Annotated in this window: 16 protein-coding genes; 15 read left to right on the forward strand and 1 reads right to left on the reverse strand. The window is 63.1% G+C overall.

What is annotated here, in order from left to right; translation table 11 throughout:
• Positions 1-151: 151 nt before the first annotated feature.
• A complete protein-coding gene (locus ACP7DW_RS24905; RefSeq protein ID WP_426057191.1) occupies positions 152-517 on the reverse strand; it encodes a NirD/YgiW/YdeI family stress tolerance protein in 366 nt (121 codons plus the stop codon).
• Positions 518-799: 282 nt separating this feature from the next.
• Here ACP7DW_RS24905 and ACP7DW_RS24910 point away from each other — a divergent pair, with 282 nt between their 5' ends.
• The 15 genes from ACP7DW_RS24910 (at position 800) to ACP7DW_RS24980 (ending at position 16,782) form a co-directional block, all read left to right on the forward strand.
• A complete protein-coding gene (locus ACP7DW_RS24910) occupies positions 800-2,503 on the forward strand; it encodes a GspE/PulE family protein (protein ID WP_426057192.1) in 1,704 nt (567 codons plus the stop codon).
• A gap of 1 nt (position 2,504) precedes the next feature.
• Positions 2,505-3,740 carry a type II secretion system F family protein gene (locus tag ACP7DW_RS24915; protein ID WP_426057193.1) on the forward strand — a complete coding sequence of 412 codons (1,236 nt, stop codon included), beginning with the start codon at positions 2,505-2,507 and terminating at the stop codon, positions 3,738-3,740.
• Between the two features lie 26 nt (positions 3,741-3,766).
• Positions 3,767-4,288 (forward strand): type II secretion system protein, encoded by a 522-nt coding sequence (locus tag ACP7DW_RS24920; protein WP_426057194.1) that lies wholly within the window; start codon positions 3,767-3,769, stop codon positions 4,286-4,288.
• Positions 4,289-4,348: 60 nt separating this feature from the next.
• The gene (locus ACP7DW_RS24925; protein ID WP_426057195.1) at positions 4,349-4,828 is read left to right on the forward strand and encodes a type II secretion system protein; all 480 of its coding nucleotides are present in this window, start codon (positions 4,349-4,351) and stop codon (positions 4,826-4,828) included.
• Positions 4,829-4,951: 123 nt separating this feature from the next.
• Positions 4,952-5,530: a pilus assembly FimT family protein gene (locus tag ACP7DW_RS24930; RefSeq protein ID WP_426057196.1), complete on the forward strand. Its 579-nt coding sequence runs from the start codon at positions 4,952-4,954 to the stop codon at positions 5,528-5,530.
• Positions 5,517-6,146: a type IV pilus modification PilV family protein gene (locus ACP7DW_RS24935; RefSeq protein WP_426057197.1), complete on the forward strand. Its 630-nt coding sequence runs from the start codon at positions 5,517-5,519 to the stop codon at positions 6,144-6,146. The genes ACP7DW_RS24930 and ACP7DW_RS24935 overlap by 14 nt, the downstream gene beginning before the upstream one ends.
• On the forward strand, positions 6,143-7,030 hold the full coding sequence (locus ACP7DW_RS24940; protein WP_426057198.1) for a prepilin-type N-terminal cleavage/methylation domain-containing protein: 888 nt from the start codon (positions 6,143-6,145) through the stop codon (positions 7,028-7,030). Before ACP7DW_RS24935 ends, ACP7DW_RS24940 begins: the two co-directional genes overlap by 4 nt.
• Positions 7,027-7,476 carry an agglutinin biogenesis protein MshP gene (locus tag ACP7DW_RS24945; protein WP_426057199.1) on the forward strand — a complete coding sequence of 150 codons (450 nt, stop codon included), beginning with the start codon at positions 7,027-7,029 and terminating at the stop codon, positions 7,474-7,476. The genes ACP7DW_RS24940 and ACP7DW_RS24945 overlap by 4 nt, the downstream gene beginning before the upstream one ends.
• Before the next feature lie 23 nt (positions 7,477-7,499).
• Complete coding sequence (locus tag ACP7DW_RS24950; protein WP_426057200.1) at positions 7,500-11,219, forward strand: DUF6701 domain-containing protein; 3,720 nt, start codon at positions 7,500-7,502, stop codon at positions 11,217-11,219.
• A 168-nt stretch (positions 11,220-11,387) separates the two neighbouring features.
• Positions 11,388-12,332, forward strand: a complete 945-nt coding sequence (gene pilM / locus ACP7DW_RS24955; RefSeq protein ID WP_426057201.1) for a type IV pilus biogenesis protein PilM — start codon at positions 11,388-11,390, stop codon at positions 12,330-12,332.
• The gene (locus ACP7DW_RS24960; protein WP_426057202.1) at positions 12,329-12,988 is read left to right on the forward strand and encodes an MSHA biogenesis protein MshA; all 660 of its coding nucleotides are present in this window, start codon (positions 12,329-12,331) and stop codon (positions 12,986-12,988) included. Before pilM ends, ACP7DW_RS24960 begins: the two co-directional genes overlap by 4 nt.
• Complete coding sequence (locus tag ACP7DW_RS24965) at positions 12,985-13,707, forward strand: hypothetical protein (RefSeq protein WP_426057203.1); 723 nt, start codon at positions 12,985-12,987, stop codon at positions 13,705-13,707. The genes ACP7DW_RS24960 and ACP7DW_RS24965 overlap by 4 nt, the downstream gene beginning before the upstream one ends.
• On the forward strand, positions 13,707-14,090 hold the full coding sequence (locus ACP7DW_RS24970; protein WP_298400525.1) for an MSHA biogenesis protein MshK: 384 nt from the start codon (positions 13,707-13,709) through the stop codon (positions 14,088-14,090). The genes ACP7DW_RS24965 and ACP7DW_RS24970 overlap by 1 nt, the downstream gene beginning before the upstream one ends.
• Complete coding sequence (gene mshL / locus ACP7DW_RS24975; RefSeq protein ID WP_426085239.1) at positions 14,077-15,876, forward strand: pilus (MSHA type) biogenesis protein MshL; 1,800 nt, start codon at positions 14,077-14,079, stop codon at positions 15,874-15,876. The genes ACP7DW_RS24970 and mshL overlap by 14 nt, the downstream gene beginning before the upstream one ends.
• Positions 15,877-16,782 carry an ExeA family protein gene (locus ACP7DW_RS24980; protein ID WP_298400530.1) on the forward strand — a complete coding sequence of 302 codons (906 nt, stop codon included), beginning with the start codon at positions 15,877-15,879 and terminating at the stop codon, positions 16,780-16,782.
• Positions 16,783-16,796 lie beyond the last annotated feature (14 nt).

The raw sequence follows: 16,796 nt of genomic DNA on the forward strand, positions 1-16,796 counted from the left end.
ACGCTGGCGCTGGCTGACCTTGAATGAAAAGATGCTAGACGAAATTGATTGCGCTGACAAGCCTAGTTTCTAGGATGGAAAAAAGCTTGTGCAAGGTAGACAGAAGTGGGGGGGGACCCCTCCCGCCATGGCGGCGGGAGGGCGGCGATGCTTATTGCACCACGGTCAGCACGTCGACATCGATTTCCGGGCTTTCCATGAAGTCTTTTTCCACTTCGCCACGGATTTCCACCTGGGTTTTGGCGTCGATCTTGCGGTTCATGAAGACCTTGTCGTCGATGTCCACGCGGATTTCCGCCGTGCCATCGGAGAAGGTGTATTTTTCCTTGCTCACTTTGCGCAGCAGATGGCCGCGCAGCACGACGGCCTGGTCATCGACGGGATTTTTCAGGATGGCGGCCACGTTGCCGGGCGCGGTGGGGCCGGCCGTCGGCCCCACGTATTGGGCTTGCGCGCTGCCGGCCAGCAAGGCGCTGGCGGCGGCCAGGGAGACGATGAATTTACGGTGTAATGACATGGTATTCCTTTGAGAGTGACTGCCTTATCAGAAAAACACGGCGGTGCGGGCAATGATAGCACCGGCATTGCCACAGGGTACGTTCGCCCGCACGCTGCCCGTGCTCGCCGAAAGGCAGTGCCATGCGCGCGCGCGGGCGGCAAGTGTTTCCTTGCGCAGTGTTGAAATGCGCGAAAATCAAGCCACGGAATGTATTTTCTTTAAGAAATAACAGGTTCTGGAATAAAATACCCCCGCACGCCGCTGGCGTGCATCGTCTGAAGCATCTGTCGAGGAGCAAGCATGGCAAGGCCAGAGAAAGTCCGGCTCGGTGAAATTTTGGTGCAGCAGAAATTGCTGACGGAAGAACAGTTGGGCCAGGCCTTGACGGAACAGAAGCGCTCGGGGCGCAAGCTGGGCCGCGTTTTTGTCGAGCACGGCTTTGTCACGGAAGAGCAAATCTCGGGCGCCCTGGCGCGCCAGCTCGATATTCCCTACATCAACCTGAAGTTTTTCAACATCAATCCCGAACTGGTGCGGCTGTTGCCGGAAACCCAGGCGCGGCGCTTTCGTGCGCTGGTGCTGGAAGACCGCCGCGAGGGCTTGCTGGTCGGCATGTCCGATCCGACCGACCTGTTCGCCTACGATGAAATTTCGCGCCTGGTCAAGCGCCAGATCGAGCTGGCCGTGGTCAATGAAACGGAAGTGCTGGCCGCCATCGACCGCATCTACCGCCGCACGGAAGATATCTCCACCCTGACGCGCGAGCTGGAGCAGGACCTGGGCGACGTGTCCGTCGACTTTGGCGCGCTGGCCGCCAATCCGGGCCTGGAAGAGGCGCCCATCGTCAAGCTGCTGCAATCGGTGTTCGAGGATGCCACGCAGGTGCGCGCCTCGGACATCCACATCGAACCGCAGGAAGGCCGGCTGCAGATCCGTTTCCGCATCGACGGCGTGCTGCACCTGCAGACGGAAGCGGACAGCAAAATCGCCAGTTCGCTGGCGCTGCGGCTAAAACTGATGTCGGACCTCGATATTTCCGAAAAACGCTTGCCGCAGGATGGCCGCTTCGCCATCCGTGTGAAAAACCAGCGCATCGACGTGCGTATTTCCACCATGCCGACGCAATACGGCGAATCGGTGGTGATGCGGCTGTTGAACCAGGGCGGCACGACCTTGCGCCTGGACGCCATCGGCATGCCGCCCAAGCTGGTGGAACGCTTCCGCGCCATCGTCAACCGCCCGAACGGCCTGGTGCTGGTGACGGGGCCGACCGGTAGCGGCAAGACGACGACCTTGTACTGTGCCCTGGCCGAACTCAATTCCGTGGAAAAAAAGCTCATCACGGTGGAAGACCCGGTCGAGTACCGCTTGTCCGGTATTAACCAGGTGCAAGTGAACGAGAAGATCGAGCTGAGCTTTGCCCGCGTGCTGCGCTCGGCCCTGCGGCAAGATCCCGATATCGTGCTCGTCGGCGAGATGCGTGATCAGGAAACGGCGCAAATCGGCCTGCGCGCCGCCATGACGGGTCACCTGGTGTTGTCGACCCTGCATACCAACGACGCCATCAGCACGCCGCTGCGCCTGATGGACATGGGCGTGCCGCGCTACATGGTGGGCAGCTCGCTGCAAGCCGTGCTGGCGCAGCGCCTGGTGCGCGTGATCTGTGAAAGCTGCAGCACGCCCTACGTGCCCACGCCGAACGAGTACGAATGGCTGCGCCTGGAACTGGGCGAGCTGGTCGAGCGCAACCAGTATTTCCATGGCAAGGGCTGTTCGCATTGCAATGGCATGGGTTACCGGGGCCGCACGGGCGTGTACGAATTGCTGGAAATCACGCGCGCCGTGGCCGATGCCGCCAACCATGCCGATCCGTCCCATTTCATGAAGGTGGCGACGGCGCAGATGGCGGGCGACACCCTGCGCCGCCACGCCGTGCAACTGGTGGTACAGGGCCGCACGACGGTGATGGAAGCGATGCGCATCAGCAACCAGAGCGAGGATTGAGGTGCCATTTTTCTCCTACAAGGCACGCAACGCCAGCGGCGAGCTGCTGACCGGCGTGATGGAAGGCGCCGACAGCGGCGCCGTGGCCGACCAGTTGTTTTCCACCGGTGCGACGCCGGTGGAAATCCTGGTGACCAAAAAAAATGCCGCCACCACCGGCGCCGATATCGGCTGGTGGCAAAAACTGACGGAGAAAAAAGTCAGTTCGATGGACGTGCAGCTGTTCAGCCGCCAACTGTACACCCTGCTCAAGGCGGGCGTGCCCATCATGCGCGGCCTGGCCGGCTTGCAGGAATCCGCCATCAGCCCCGCGTTCGGGCGCATCATCAAGGATGTGCGCGAATCGCTCGACGCGGGCCGCGAACTGTCGGCCGCCATGGCGCGCCACCCCACCGTGTTTACGCCGTTTTACCTGTCGATGGTGCGCGTGGGCGAAATGACGGGGCGCCTCGATGAAGTCTTCCTGCGATTGTTCGACCACCTGGAGTTCGACCGCGACATGCGCGCGCGCGTGAAGTCGGCGACGCGCTATCCCACCTTCGTGATCGCGGCGATGATCATCGCCATGGTCATCGTCAATATGTTCGTGATTCCCCAGTTCGTGAAAGTGTTTGCCAGCTTCAATGCCGAACTGCCCTTGATGACGCGCATCCTGATCGGCACCTCGGCTTTCATGGTGGCGTATTGGCCTTTGCTGCTGGTACTGACGATAGCCGCGATCGCCGGATTCAAGGCCTGGCTGCGCACCGTGCCTGGCCGCTACACATGGGACCGCTACAAGTTGCGTTTTCCCATCGCCGGCAAGATCATCCTGAAAGGCACCATGGCGCGCTTCGCGCGCAGCTTCGCCCTGTCCAGCACCAGCGGCGTGCCCATCGTGCAGGCGCTGACGGTGGTGTCGCAGACGGTGGATAACGCCTATCTGTGCGCCCGCGTCGAGCAGATGCGCGACGGCGTCGAGCGCGGCGACAGCATCTTGCGCACTTCGGTGGCGGCAGGCGTCTTCACGCCGGTGGTGCTGCAAATGATCGCCGTCGGTGAAGAGTCCGGTTCGCTCGATGATCTGATGGATGAAATCGCCCAGATGTACGAGCGCGAAGTCGATTACGAATTGAAGACCTTGTCCGCGCAGATCGAACCCATCCTGATCACCTTTCTTGGCGCCATGGTGCTGGTGCTGGCGCTGGGCATCTTCCTGCCCGTGTGGGACCTGGGCAAGGTGGCCCTGCATAAATGAGGCCGCGCATTGCGTCAAAAAACAACATGTTGGCTGGCAAGGCAAGGCAGCGCGGCTTTACCTTGTTTGAACTGGCCGCCGCCGTGTCCGTCATCGCCGTGCTGGCGGTCGTGCTGCTGGGCCGGCTGGAGGTAGTCCAGCAGGAAGCGGAGCGGGTCGCCGTGCAGCAAACGCTGCTGGCGCTGCGCGCCGGGCTGCGCATGCAGGTGCTGGAACTGTATGCGTCCGACCGGCAAAACCAGTTGCCGGCGCTGGCGGGGCAAAACCCCATCGATTGGCTGGCTGAAAAACCGGCCAATTATCTGGGCGCCTATAGCGCGCCGGAAATGGAAAAACTTCCCCAAAGTCATTGGTTTTTTGATAGAAGTAATGCAGAATTGATATATATATTAAATCGAGGCAACAGTTTCGCTGCCAGGCATTCCGAGTTGCTTCGATTCAAGGTAAGCTTGCGGCAAGCGCCCGTTACCCGGCCCCAGCCCTCACGTCCGCTTGATGCGCCCGAGGTGGCGCTGATACAGTTGGGCGAGGCGGGTGGGCTGAAATAGCTTTTTTATTCTGCCGGCAAATTTTGCCAGCATTGTTTTTTTGATTTTTTGGAGATCAGCATGAAACTGCAGTCAATTCGTCGTTTTCAACAAGGTGCTCAAGCGGGCTTTACGCTGATCGAGTTAGTCGTCGTCATCGTCATCCTGGGCATCCTCGCGGCCACCGCGATTCCCCGTTTTAGCAGTTTGTCGTCCGACGCCCGCCTGGCGAAAGTCAACGGCGCGCGCGCCTCGGTGCAGGCCGCCTCTTCCCTGGCCCACGCACAATGGCTGGTCGATGGCTCACCCACCACCGCACCCGTCAAGGTGAAGATGGAAGGCCAGGACATCACCATGACGAACGGCTATCCGGACGCTGCCGGCATCGTAGTGGCGGCTGGTGGTTTGGATGACTACAAATACACGGGAACGGGCCCTGTCTCGATCGCCGCCGATGCCGACCATCTCAAATGCGCGTTTACCTATACGCTCGCCTCGGCCACTGGGCCCGCGGTGGTGGGTCTCGCGCCGACCGCTGCCGCTGCCAAGACAGATTGCTGATGACGTAAGCCCCGCCTGCTGCGGCCATGTGCGCCGCAGGCGATGCGCCTGGCTTGCCAGGCGTTTTTCATTCTTCCGGGCATGTTTCTTCCGGCATGCCGCTCATTGCCACAGGTGTTCACGATGCTGTCTGCAGCAGGTTTGATGTTTGCCGGGCCGGCCAGCCGTGGGCGGCGGCAACGGGGCTTCACCCTGGTCGAGCTGATCGCCGTGCTGGTGGTGGGGGGGCTGCTGGCAGCCGTCGCCATGCCGCGCTTCTTCCGGCAAGACAGTTTTGACGCGCGCAGCTTTGCCGATCAAAACGTGAGCATGCTGCGCTATGCGCAAAAACTGGCGATCGCGCAAAACCGTCCCGTCTTCGTGCAGCTCGACGGCACCCGCATGGCCCTGTGTTTCAATACTGCCTGCGACGTGGCCAACCGCGTCTTGCCGCCTGCGGGCGGCAACAGCGGGCGCAGCGCCACCTTGAGCGCCTGCGCCAATACCACGGCGTGGCTGTGCGAAGCGGCACCCGGCAAGATCAGCTACAGCGCGCCCTTGGACATCGCCACTTTTTATTTCAATGCCCTGGGCCGCCCGTTCAAGGCAGCCGACGTCGAACCCGTATCGACCTTTCCCGCGCGCATCAGCATCGGCATCAAGGACGGCGGCATGACGCGCAACATCATCGTCGAAGGGGAAACGGGCTATGTCCATTACTAAGGGCGTCGCCATGGCGGCGCGCGGGCCGGGGCAGCGCGGCGTGACCCTGATCGAACTGGTCATCTTCATCGTGGTGGTCAGCATCGCCGTGGTGGGACTGCTGCAAATCTTCGCCCGCACCACGGCCAGCAGCGCCGATCCGCAATTGCGCAAGCAGGCGCTGGCGATTGCCGAAGCCATGCTCGATGAAATTGAAGGGGCACGCTTTACGTTTTGCGATCCGCTCGCCGATCCGGCCGCCGATGTGGCGACGAATGCCGCACCGTTCGACAGTGCCACCAATCCCACCGGCTGCAGCACGCCGCAAAATGTCAGCGCGACGGTGCCCGCCGTGGGGCGACCGTATTACAATGTCAGCGACTATGTGCGCGCCTTCAACAGTCCCCTTAGCTACAAGGAAGACGTGGCCGGAAAATTGCTTCCTGACGGCTATGCGGTGAGCGTGGCCATCAGCCACGACGCGGGACTGGGGCCGGCCGACGCCATGCTGCCTTCGGACACCACGCCCGTCAACATGAATGTCTTGCGCATCATGGTCACGGTGACGTATGGCGCGAATCAACAGCTCGTGCTGGCCGGCTACCGCACGCGCTACGCAGGCAATGCCGTGCCATGATGATTTTTTCACGCCCCCGGCAGCGCGGTTTTACCTTGATCGAACTGATCGTGGTGATCATCATCACGGCCATCGTCGCCGGCATGGTGACAGTGTTCATCCGTGCCCCCATACAAAGTTATCTCGATGTCAGCGCCCGCGCCGAACTGGCGGACGCGGCCGATTTGGCATCGCGGCGCATCACGCGCGACGTGCGCCTGGCCTTGCCCAACAGCGTGCGCGTGAAGAGCACTAGCAGCGGCAGTTTTCTGGAGCTGCTGCTGACCAAGACGGGCGGGCGCTATCTGTCGGAAGACGACCCGAACACGATACCGGGCAATGTGCTGGCCTTCGATCCCCTCACGCCGGGCAACCAGGATGTATTTACCATCGTCGGCGCCGCGCCGTCCGGCGTGCAAGCCATCGTTCCCGGCGACTTTATCGTCGTCAACAATCTGGGCGATCAGCCCCCTGTGGACGCCTATGATTGCAGCGGGCAGTGCAACCGCGCCCAGGTCGCTTCCATCAGCGGCACCAATGTCACGCTGGTCAAGAACCCCTTTGTCGCGCAAACACCCTCCATGCCTTCCCTCAGCTATCGTTTCCAGGTGGTCAGTACCGTCGTGACCTATCATTGCGCGCCGAATGCGAATGGCACGGGCACGCTGACGCGTTATGCCGGTTATGTGATCGAGGCGGACCAGCCGGTGAGCACAGCGGCGCTGACCGGCGCGCCGTCCGCGGCGCTGATGGCCAATCAGGTGGCCGCCTGCGCCTTTTTCTTCGATACCCTGCCCAACCTGCAGCGTGGCCTGGTCAGTGTCCGCCTGACCCTGGGCGCGCCCGGCGGCAACGCGGGCCAGATCACGCTGCTGCAACAGGCGCAGGTCAATAATTCGCCATGAGACTATCCCTATCTTCCATGCCGCAGCGGTGCCGGCCATGCCGACCGGCGCGCGGCTTCAGCATCGTCACCGCCATCTTCCTGCTGGTGGTGCTGTCCGCGCTGGGCGTGGCGCTGCTCTCCATTTCCACCCTGCAGCATGCCGAGTCAGCGCTGGACGTGCAGGGCGCGCGCGCCTACCAGGCGGCCCGCGCCGGCATGGAGTGGGGCGTGTACCGGCAGCGCGTCAATGGCAGTTGCGAAGCCAGCCGCGATTTTGCCTTGCCCGCGAATGGCGCGCTGAACGGTTTTAGCGTGACCGTGCGCTGCACGCAGGCGGCCGGCGCGCTGCCCCGTTTCCAGGTGATCGCCACCGCCTGCAACCAGCCGGTGGGCGGCGTGTGCGCCACCGCCAATGCCACCAACCATCCCGATTATGTGCAGCGCGTCGTGCAGGCCGAGTTTTAAATACGCTACTCTCAAGGAATAATATGCAGGCACTCATCGCCGTATGGATAGCCGTTGTGGCCCTGCTTGCTTGCGCGCCGGTCCAGGCGGCAACCTACGCCAACACCAGTTTTGCCTACAGCTGGATCGACGCCAGCAATCATGCCAAGCTCGGCTATAACACCACGCCCTACCGATTCAACGGTGCCGCCGGCTGCGGTACCTCGCCGCCCGTGCTTGACGACACGCTCAGCGACGCCTTGCCCATCGGCTTCAGCTTCATGTATTCGGGCGTGGCCTTCACCACCCTGCGCGTGATGACGAATGGCCGGGTGCAGTTCAATAACAATGTCACCTGCGGCTATGGCAGCCCGGTGCAGACGCTGCCGTATCCGGACAGCAGCTTGAACTACACCATGCGCATCTATGGCAACGACCTCGATCCCACCTCGAAACTGGAAGTGCCCACCTACAGTACCGCGTGCGCCAGCCGCCTGACTTGTTACGTCAGCTACGCCACCATCGGCACGGCGCCGTACCGCAGCTTCGTGGTGACATGGAATAATGTGCCGGAATGGACCACGGGCACCACTACCACTGGCTCTTACAGCCTGCAATTGATCTTGCAGGAAAACGGCGAATTCATCTACCAGTACGGCACGGCAGTGGCGGGACCCTCTGCCAGACTGGGCCAGATCGGCTGGCAGGCGGACAGCAACGATTACGATACGCCGCAGACCGGTTTCCCGGTGACGAACTCGGCGATCAAGTTCTACATTCCCCGCCCGGTGCTCGAGTACCGCATGGAGCAGCCCAGCTGGAACAATACACCCGCGCAAGTAACCGATACCAGCGGTAACGGGCGCGACGGCACGGTGCTGGGCGGCGCGCAGACGATCGCCGCCGGCCGCGTCTGCCGCGCCGCCAGTTTCCCCCTCAATACCAGCACCGCCGCCATCGATGCGGTCGACAGCGGGCTGTCAGTGCCCGCCACCATGGGCGGCGCCGGCACCATCACATTCTGGTACAAGGCCAATACGGCCTGGTCCGGCAGCGGCACGCGCGATGCGCAACTGCTCGACGCCACGCAGATGAACAACGAGTGGTTTTTTCTCGTGCGGCGCAGCACGGGCGCCCTGCGCTTCGTCGTCACGGACAGCCTGGGCAATGTGCGCGTGGTGGAAACGGCTGCCAATAGCGTGCCCGCCGGCACCTGGAAGCACATCGCCGTGAGCTGGAGCTTCAATGCGCTGGCGGCAGCCAATAGCGACCGCCTGCGCATCTACGTCGATGGGGTGCTGCAAAAGGAGTCGGCGTTTACCACCGCGGCGGTGGTCTCGCCGCGCATTGGCAGCCTGTTCATTGGCGACAACCGCAGCGCGGTGACGGGACAGAATGGCAGCGGCAATTCCACCGATGGCGCCATCGACGAATTGCGTGCCTATAATTACGAGGGCGGCCTGGCGCTGGTGCAGCGCGACCAGAACCTGAGCCAGGCCGGCTGCCTGAGCCATTACGCGGTGACGAATACGGGGTCGGGCCTGACGTGCCAGCAAAGCACGGTCACGGTCACGGCGCATGACGTCAATCACAACAATATCGTGATGCCGAACAACACCACGCAAATCCTGCTGACGACCTCGAACGGCATCGGCGACTGGGCCCTGATCGCGGGCTATGGCGTGCTGTCGAATGGCACGCTGAACGACGGCGTGGCGACCTATCTGTTCAACGGCGAGTACCAGGCCGTGTTTGGCCTGAGCAGCGGCACGGCAGCCACCGTCAGCGTGAATGTGACGGATGGGCAGTTCACGGAGCAGGAAGACCAGTCGCTGGTGATCAAGGCGTGCGCCGTGGCGCGCTTCAACGCCTGCGAGGCGACGTCGCCGCGTTGCGTGCCCAGCACCAGCAGCCTGACCTATGCGCGCTTGAATACCAAGCTGGCCGACACGGCCTTCAAGCTCGACCTGGTCAAGCTGAAGACCGATGCCAGCCTGGAAACGACGTTCGCCGGCGCGGCCACGGTGGATTTGCTGGTCAATACCGCCACCGGCGTCACGCTGGGGGCGAATAATTGCCCGCTCACCCAGACGGCGGTCATTCCGCTGGGCCTGGTGGCGTTCACGGGCGGCTATTCGAGCGCCAATGTGAGCATCCCGGCCACCGCCCTCAGCGCCGTGGCGCCCAGGTACAGTGCCTACCGCGATGTGCGCGTGCGCGTCACGTGCACCGCGGCCGTGTGCGGCACGGCCAATGTGGGTTGTTCGACCGATAATTTCGCGGTGCGGCCACAGCAGTTCACGCTCAGTTCCAACATGAGCAATAGCGGCCTGAGCGGCACGCCCAGCCTGGCGGCGGGCGCCCAGTTTACCTTGGCCGCTGCCGCGGCGGCCGGCTATAACGGCACGCCGCTGGTCGACAATTCCGTGGCCGGCCAGAAAATCACCGGCTTCCTCAGTGTCACCGACTACACCGACCGCCTCGCGTCGGCCTCGACTGCCAGCCCGTTTCCGCTGGGCCAGGCGGTGCTGGCCAGCGGTCTGGCCAGTAACAGCGGCGTGACGTACGGCGATGTCGGCACCTTCCGCATGCTGCCCGAGGCGGTGCTCGACAATGCCTACACCAGCGTCGACCAGCCTGGTGACTGCGTGATCGGCAGCAGCAGCAATACGGCCGTGAATGGCAAGTTTGGCTGCAATATCGCCAATCAGGCGCAAAGTCCGGAACCCGTTTTCGGCCGCTTTTTCCCTGACCATTACGCGCTCACGGGTGCGCTGACGGCGGCCTGCGGCGACTTCACCTACCTGGGCCAGCGCGAACTGGGTGTCGTGCTGGGCGCGACGGCATTGAGCAAGGGTAAGCAGATTCTGGCGCGCTACGGCAGCGCCTATCCCGGACGCGCCAGCGTCAGCGTGGGCGCCGGCAATGCCGGCGCGCCACTGTCCATCGGCCGCCTGACGCCAGCGTTGCCCGCCTTTGCCTGGAACCAGGGGCGCAGCGGGCGTTCCTACACGACCGATGGTGGCGCATATGCCGCCGGCAGCACGCAAGTCGTGGTGGCCGGCAGCGGCGGCCTGTCGGCGGGCGAACTGATCAAGTTTGCTGGCGACGCCGCCATCTACACGGTGCAGGCAGGCACTGCCGGCGCGGGCAGCATCACGCTCGCCGCGCCTGGCCTGCAGCAGGCGATTCCCAGCGGCGCGACCGGCATCACGGTACTGCACAGCTTTGATCGGCTGGCCAGCGGCCAGGATGGCCCGTACGACGATTTTTCGCTGGTGGTGGGCATCAACGATAGCGACGGCGCGCTCATTTCCAGCGTGAATGGCCTGGCGGTCGCGCCCGCCGCCAGCGTCGCCATCGGCGATACCCGGCTGCGTCATGGCCGCTTGCGCATCAACAATATGTATGGCTCGGAACAGCGTGCGCTGCTGGTGCCCCTGGTCGCGCAATACTGGAACGGCAGCGCGTATGCCGCCAATACGCTGGACAATTGCACGGCCCTGTTGCGCAAGACTTTCGTCTTGAAGGATTATCTCAACCTGACGGATGTGCAGTTGCCAGCCGCGAGCAGTTTGCCGCTCGACAGTGGCTTGCTGCAGCAGGGCGGCGGCAGCGTGCTGATGGCCAAACCCGCCGTACCCGTAAAGAAAAAAGGTACGCTCACGCTACAGTCGCTGATACCGTACCTGCCGGGACAGGCGCGCGAAACCATCGGCGCACTCAAGAGCGAGCCCGTGTTCTTCATGCGCGAAATATATTGAAGGATGTGTGATTTTTCGGCGCGTCGTGACAATCGTGGTGTTTTCCTGAAAAAATATTGTCAATTATTTCTTTTTTAGCCTGTTCCTACCTGCTATGAATTAAAATTGATTCAATGCATCATTCGGACGGCACCGCTGCCGTCGCATTTCATTATCTGGATCGGTGGCATGGGTTTATTCGCAAAAGCAAAAAAACACGAGGGTTGGCTGGCGACATCATTTTCAGCGGAAGGTGTGTGTGCTGCCGTGGTCGAGCGGCGCGCGGACGACAAGCCGCTGGTGCAGGCGGCGGTGATGTATCCCGGACGCAAGCCGCTGGCGGCGGCGACCCTGGAAAAAATGCATCGCGATCTGCATGCCCAGTCGTATCGCAACACCACTTTGCTTGGCGCGGGCGAGTATCAGATACTGACGCTCGATGCGCCGAACGTGCCGCCGGAAGAGCTCAAGACTGCCGTGCGCTGGCGCCTGAAGGACATGCTCGACTTTCCGGCGGCGGACGCCACCGTCGACGTCATCGATATTCCCGCCGACAAGAACGGGCCGGGACGCGCGCAATCGCTGTTCGCCGTCGCGGCGCGCAACGATGCCGTGGCCCAGCGCCAGGCGCTGTATGGCGGATGCAAGATCAGCCTGTCGGTCATCGATATCCCGGAAATGGCCCAGCGCAATATCGCGGGCTTGATGGAAACGCAGGGCCGCGGCCTGGCCATGCTGTCTTTCGATGGCGAAGGGGGGCTGTTGACCGTGACGTTCGATGGCGAACTGTACCTGGCGCGCCGCATCGACGTGAGCGTGGTGCAGCTGGCCGATACCAGCGACGCCCAGCGGCAGCAGTATTACGACAAGATCACGCTGGAACTGCAGCGTTCCTTTGACCATTTCGACCGTCAATTCCATTTCATTTCCGTTGCCAGGCTGGTCCTGGCACCGACCGGCAGCGACGGCCTGCACGCTTACCTGGCGGACAATTTGTACATGCCGGTCGAGGCGCTGGATCTGACGGCCCTGTTTGATTTTTCCAAAGTGCCGGACCTGTTGGCCGCTGCCGGCCAGGCGCGCTTTTTCCTGGCCCTGGGTGCTGCCCTGCGGCAGGAGGAGAACCCAGCGTGAGCCAGCAAATCAATCTGTTCAACCCGGCGTTTGAAAAACGCAAGCAGGCGCTGTCGGCGCTGGGCTTGCTGCAGGGACTGGGGCTGGTGCTTGCCGCCAGTGCCGCCGTGGTCTGGTTTGGCGCGCGCCAGGTGGCCGCGCTGGAGCGGACGGCGGCCGACGCCAAGGCCGTGCTCGATGCACGCGAGGCGAAGCGGGCGGATGTGTTCGCGCGCTTTCCCGTGCCCGGCAAGGACCCGCTGATCGCGGGCGCGCTGGGCCAGGCCGAGGCTGACCGCGGCGCCTTGCTGGAAGCCGGGCAAATTCTGCAGGGCGGCGAACTGGGCAATACACACGGTTATGCCGATTATTTCCGCGCCTTCGCGCGCGCCAGGGTCAATGGCTTGTGGCTGACGGGGGCGAGCATCGGCGGCGCCGGCAAGGAGATCGAGATCGGCTTGCAGGGGCGCGTCGTGCAAGCGGACTTGCTGCCCCAGTACATCGGCGCCTTGTCCAGGGAATCGGCGTTGCAGGGCAAATCGTTCGCGCGCCTGGACATGGCGACCGCTCAGCTTCCTGCCCAGGCAGCCGTGTCAGCACCGGCGCCGCGCTTCATCGAATTCAGTTTGCAATCGTCGGCGGCACCCGCCAGCGGCGCAGGGGCGGTCAAGCAATGAAACAGCAATGGCAACAATTTGCGCTGAAATTTGATGCGCTCAGCGTGCGGGAACGGATCATGGTCTTTGGCGCCAGCGCCGCGCTGCTGATATTCATGGTTGTGTATCTGTTCGTCAATCCGCAGTTGGACAAGCGCAAGGCGCTGGCCGACACGATTGCCCAGCGGCAGCAGGCCGTCGCGGCCATCGATGCCGAGATGGCGCAACGGATGGCCGCGCATGCGGGCGACCCCAACTTGCAGGACCGCATCCGCCTCGAACGGATCAGGCAGCAAGTCCAGCAGATGCGGCAGGCCCTGCAATCGACGCAAAATGGCCTGGTGGCGCCCGAGCGCATCGTGCCGATGCTGCAGCAATTGCTGAAACAGCAGGCCAACTTGCGCCTGGTGTCGCTGGCCACCTTGCCATCCGGCGCCATGGGGCAGGGCGGCCATGTCGCCAGCAAGGCGGCGGCGTCCGCATCTGCGGCCGCGCCTGCCGGGCAGTCGCCAGCGGACGCCGAGTCGGCGCAGGCGCCGGCCGTGCTGTACCGCCATGGTGTGGAAATCGTCTTGCGTGGAAATTATCTGGATATGGTGAATTATATGGATGCCGTGGAGGCCATGCCGTCCCATGTGTTCTGGGGCAAGCTCAATATGCAGGTCGAGCAGTACCCGAATGCCACGCTGAGCCTGACCTTGTACACGCTCAGCCTGGACGAGAAATGGATCGCGCTGTGATGCGCGCGCCTCGTTGCGTGCTCCTTGCGGGCGCGCTGCTGGCCATGGCGCCGGGGGTGTTTGCCCAGGCGCTGGTCGATCCCACGCGGCCGCCCGATGCGGCGCCTGTCCCGGGTAGTGCGGCCTCTGCCGGTGCGGCGCGGCCGCAGCTGCAATCGGTGCTCATTTCCAATCGGCCTGGCGGGCGGCGCCTGGCCGTGATCGATGGCCACAGCGTGCGCGCGGGTGACAAGGTGGGCGGCGCGGTCGTCGTCAGCATAGGCGAAGCGGGCGTGGTGCTGCGGCGCGGCAAGACCCTGGAAACGCTGCGGCTGACTTCGCAGACGGTCGACGCCAATGATGCAATGCATGTACGAAGGAAACAGGTTCATGTCACCCAATAAACACAAGGCGGGAATGCGGAAGATATTTGAAATCAGCAAGCGGGCAAGCGTCCTGGGACTTGCTGCGGGTTTGTGCGCCTGCAACGTCGCGCCGGTGAAGCGCGACACCTACAATGCGATCAAGGAGCAGGTGGCAGGCGCAGTGGCCACCACCAGCCCGGCGGCGCAGTCGGCAGCGGTGGAAAACGCGCTGCTGCCGCCGGCGTCCGCGCTGGCTGCGCAGTTGCCCAAGGCGCGCGGCGTGCTGGACGAGCGTTTCAATGTCGCGTTCAACAACGTCCCGGCACGCCAGTTCTTTCACTCGCTCGTCAACGGCACGCGCTACAACATGCTCGTGCATCCGGAGGTGCAGGGCAATATTTCCGCCAACCTGAAAGATGTGACGCTGTTCGAGGCGCTCGACGCCGTGCGCGAGATGTATGGCTATGATTACAAGGTCGATGGCACGCGCATTGCGATTCGGCCCCTCACCATGCAAACGCGCATGTTCCAGGTCAATTACCTGACGGGCAACCGCAAGGGCACGTCGAATTTGCGCGTCTCGTCGACATCGGTGGGCAATGCCGGCACCAGCAATAATCAGTCGGGGCAGTCCAGCCAGCAGAGCCCGCAGAACCAGACGCAACAGCCCGGCAGCCAGGTGGCGCTCGATAGTTCCAACCTGAGCACCACGTCGGACAGCAATTTCTGGGCGGAATTGAAAGAATCGCTGGGCGCCATCATCGGCGGCACGGGCGATGGCCGCAAGGTGGTGATCAGTCCGCAATCGGGCGTTGTCGTGGTGCGCGGCATGCCCGATGAATTGCGCGCCGTCGACCTGTACCTGAAGGCGACGCAGCTGTCGGTGGACCGTCAGGTGATTCTGGAAGCGAAGATTCTCGAAGTGGAACTGAACGATAATTTTCAGACCGGCATCAACTGGGCCTCGTTTGCCTCCATCAAGAGCGGCCACACGAACCGCATCTCGACGGGCTTCATCCAGCCGGGCGGCACCCTGGCGCCGCTGCCGTTCAACGGCGGCCAGCCGCCGAACATGACGAATGGCAGCGGCCTGACGGCCAGCAGCGGTTTTGGCTTGAGCTCGGCGGCCACGGCGGCCGGCTCGATGTTCGGCCTGGCCTTCCAGACCGCCAACTTTGCCGCCATGATTACCTTCCTGGAATCGCAAGGCGCCGTGCACGTGCTGTCGAGCCCGCGCATCGCCACCATGAACAACCAGAAGGCCGTGCTGAAGATCGGCACGGACGAATTCTTCGTCACCGGCGTGAGCACCACCGTGACGTCGACCGGCACCACGGGCGGCACCACCTCGAGCCCGAACGTCACCTTGCAGCCCTTCTTTTCCGGTGTGGTGCTGGACGTGACGCCGCAGATCGATGACCAGGGCAATATCATCCTGCACGTGCATCCGTCCGTCAGCCAGGTCACCACCGTCAGCAAGCAAATCGACCTGGGCAGTGCCGGTTCGCTGAAATTGCCGCTGGCCGCCTCCAGCACCTCGGAAATGGACAGCATGGTGCGCAGCCAGGATGGGCGCATCGTCGCCATCGGCGGCCTGATGCGCCAGGCCACCACCTCGGACCGCTCGCAAGTGCCGGGCGCGGGCGACATTCCCGTGCTCGGCGCGCTGTTCCGCAACACGGGACAGGTGATACAGAAGCGCGAACTGGTGGTGCTGATCAAGCCGACCATCGTCGAGGGCGCCAACAGCTGGAACGAGGACTTGCTCGATTCGGGCAAGCGCATCGAGGCGCTCGACCCACGGCGCCCATCGGAGCGGCGCTAAATGTACCAGGCCCATTTCGGCTTGCGCGAGGCGCCGTTCGGCCTCACGCCCGATACCAGTTTCTTCTTCAACGGCCCGCAGTCGCAAAAGGCGCTCAACACCTTGCTGGTGGCGGCGCGCAATGGCGAGGGCTTCATCAAGATCACTGGCGAAGTGGGGACGGGTAAAACCTTTTTGTGCCGCAAGTTCATGCAATCGCTGGGGCCGGATTTCGTCACGGCCTACATCCCGAATCCGAACTTGCCGCCCCGTTCGCTGATCCTGGCGCTGGCGGACGACCTCGATGTGCTGCTGGAGAAAGATGCTGATCAGCATCAGTTGCTCAAGTCGCTCAACTTGCGTTTGCTTAACCTGGCGGCGCAGGGCAGGCGCGTGCTGCTGTGTCTGGATGAAGCGCAGGCGATTCCCGTCGACAGCCTGGAAGCCTTGCGCCTGCTGACGAACCTGGAAACGGAAAAGCGCAAGCTGTTGCAAATCGTGCTGTTCGGCCAGCCCGAGCTGGACGTCAAGCTGGCCCTGCCGGAAATCCGCCAGTTGACGCAGCGCATCACCTTTCACTATCACCTGGGCCCTTTGTCGCGCGACGACGTGGATTTTTATGTGGCGCACCGCCTGCGCGTGGCCGGTTTCGATGGCGCGCGCCTGTTCAGCCGTGGCGGCGTGAGCAAGCTGTACAAGGCTTCCGGCGGCATCCCGCGCCTGATCAACATCATGGCGCACAAGGCGCTGATGGTGGCGTACGGCGAAGGCCGGCAGCAGGTCAGCGGACGCCACGTGGCGCTGGCCGCCAGCGATACCCTGGCCAGCAAGCCGCGCCGCTTCTGGCAACGGCCATGGCCGTGGCTGGCCGGCACCGGCGTGCTGGCCGCCGCCTGCGGCGTGAGCTGGACCTTATTGAACCGATGACGAAGATGAGCCTG

The sequence above is a fragment of the Janthinobacterium sp. PSRC1-1 genome (assembly GCF_049897525.1).
GTDB lineage: Bacteria > Pseudomonadota > Gammaproteobacteria > Burkholderiales > Burkholderiaceae_D > Janthinobacterium > Janthinobacterium tructae.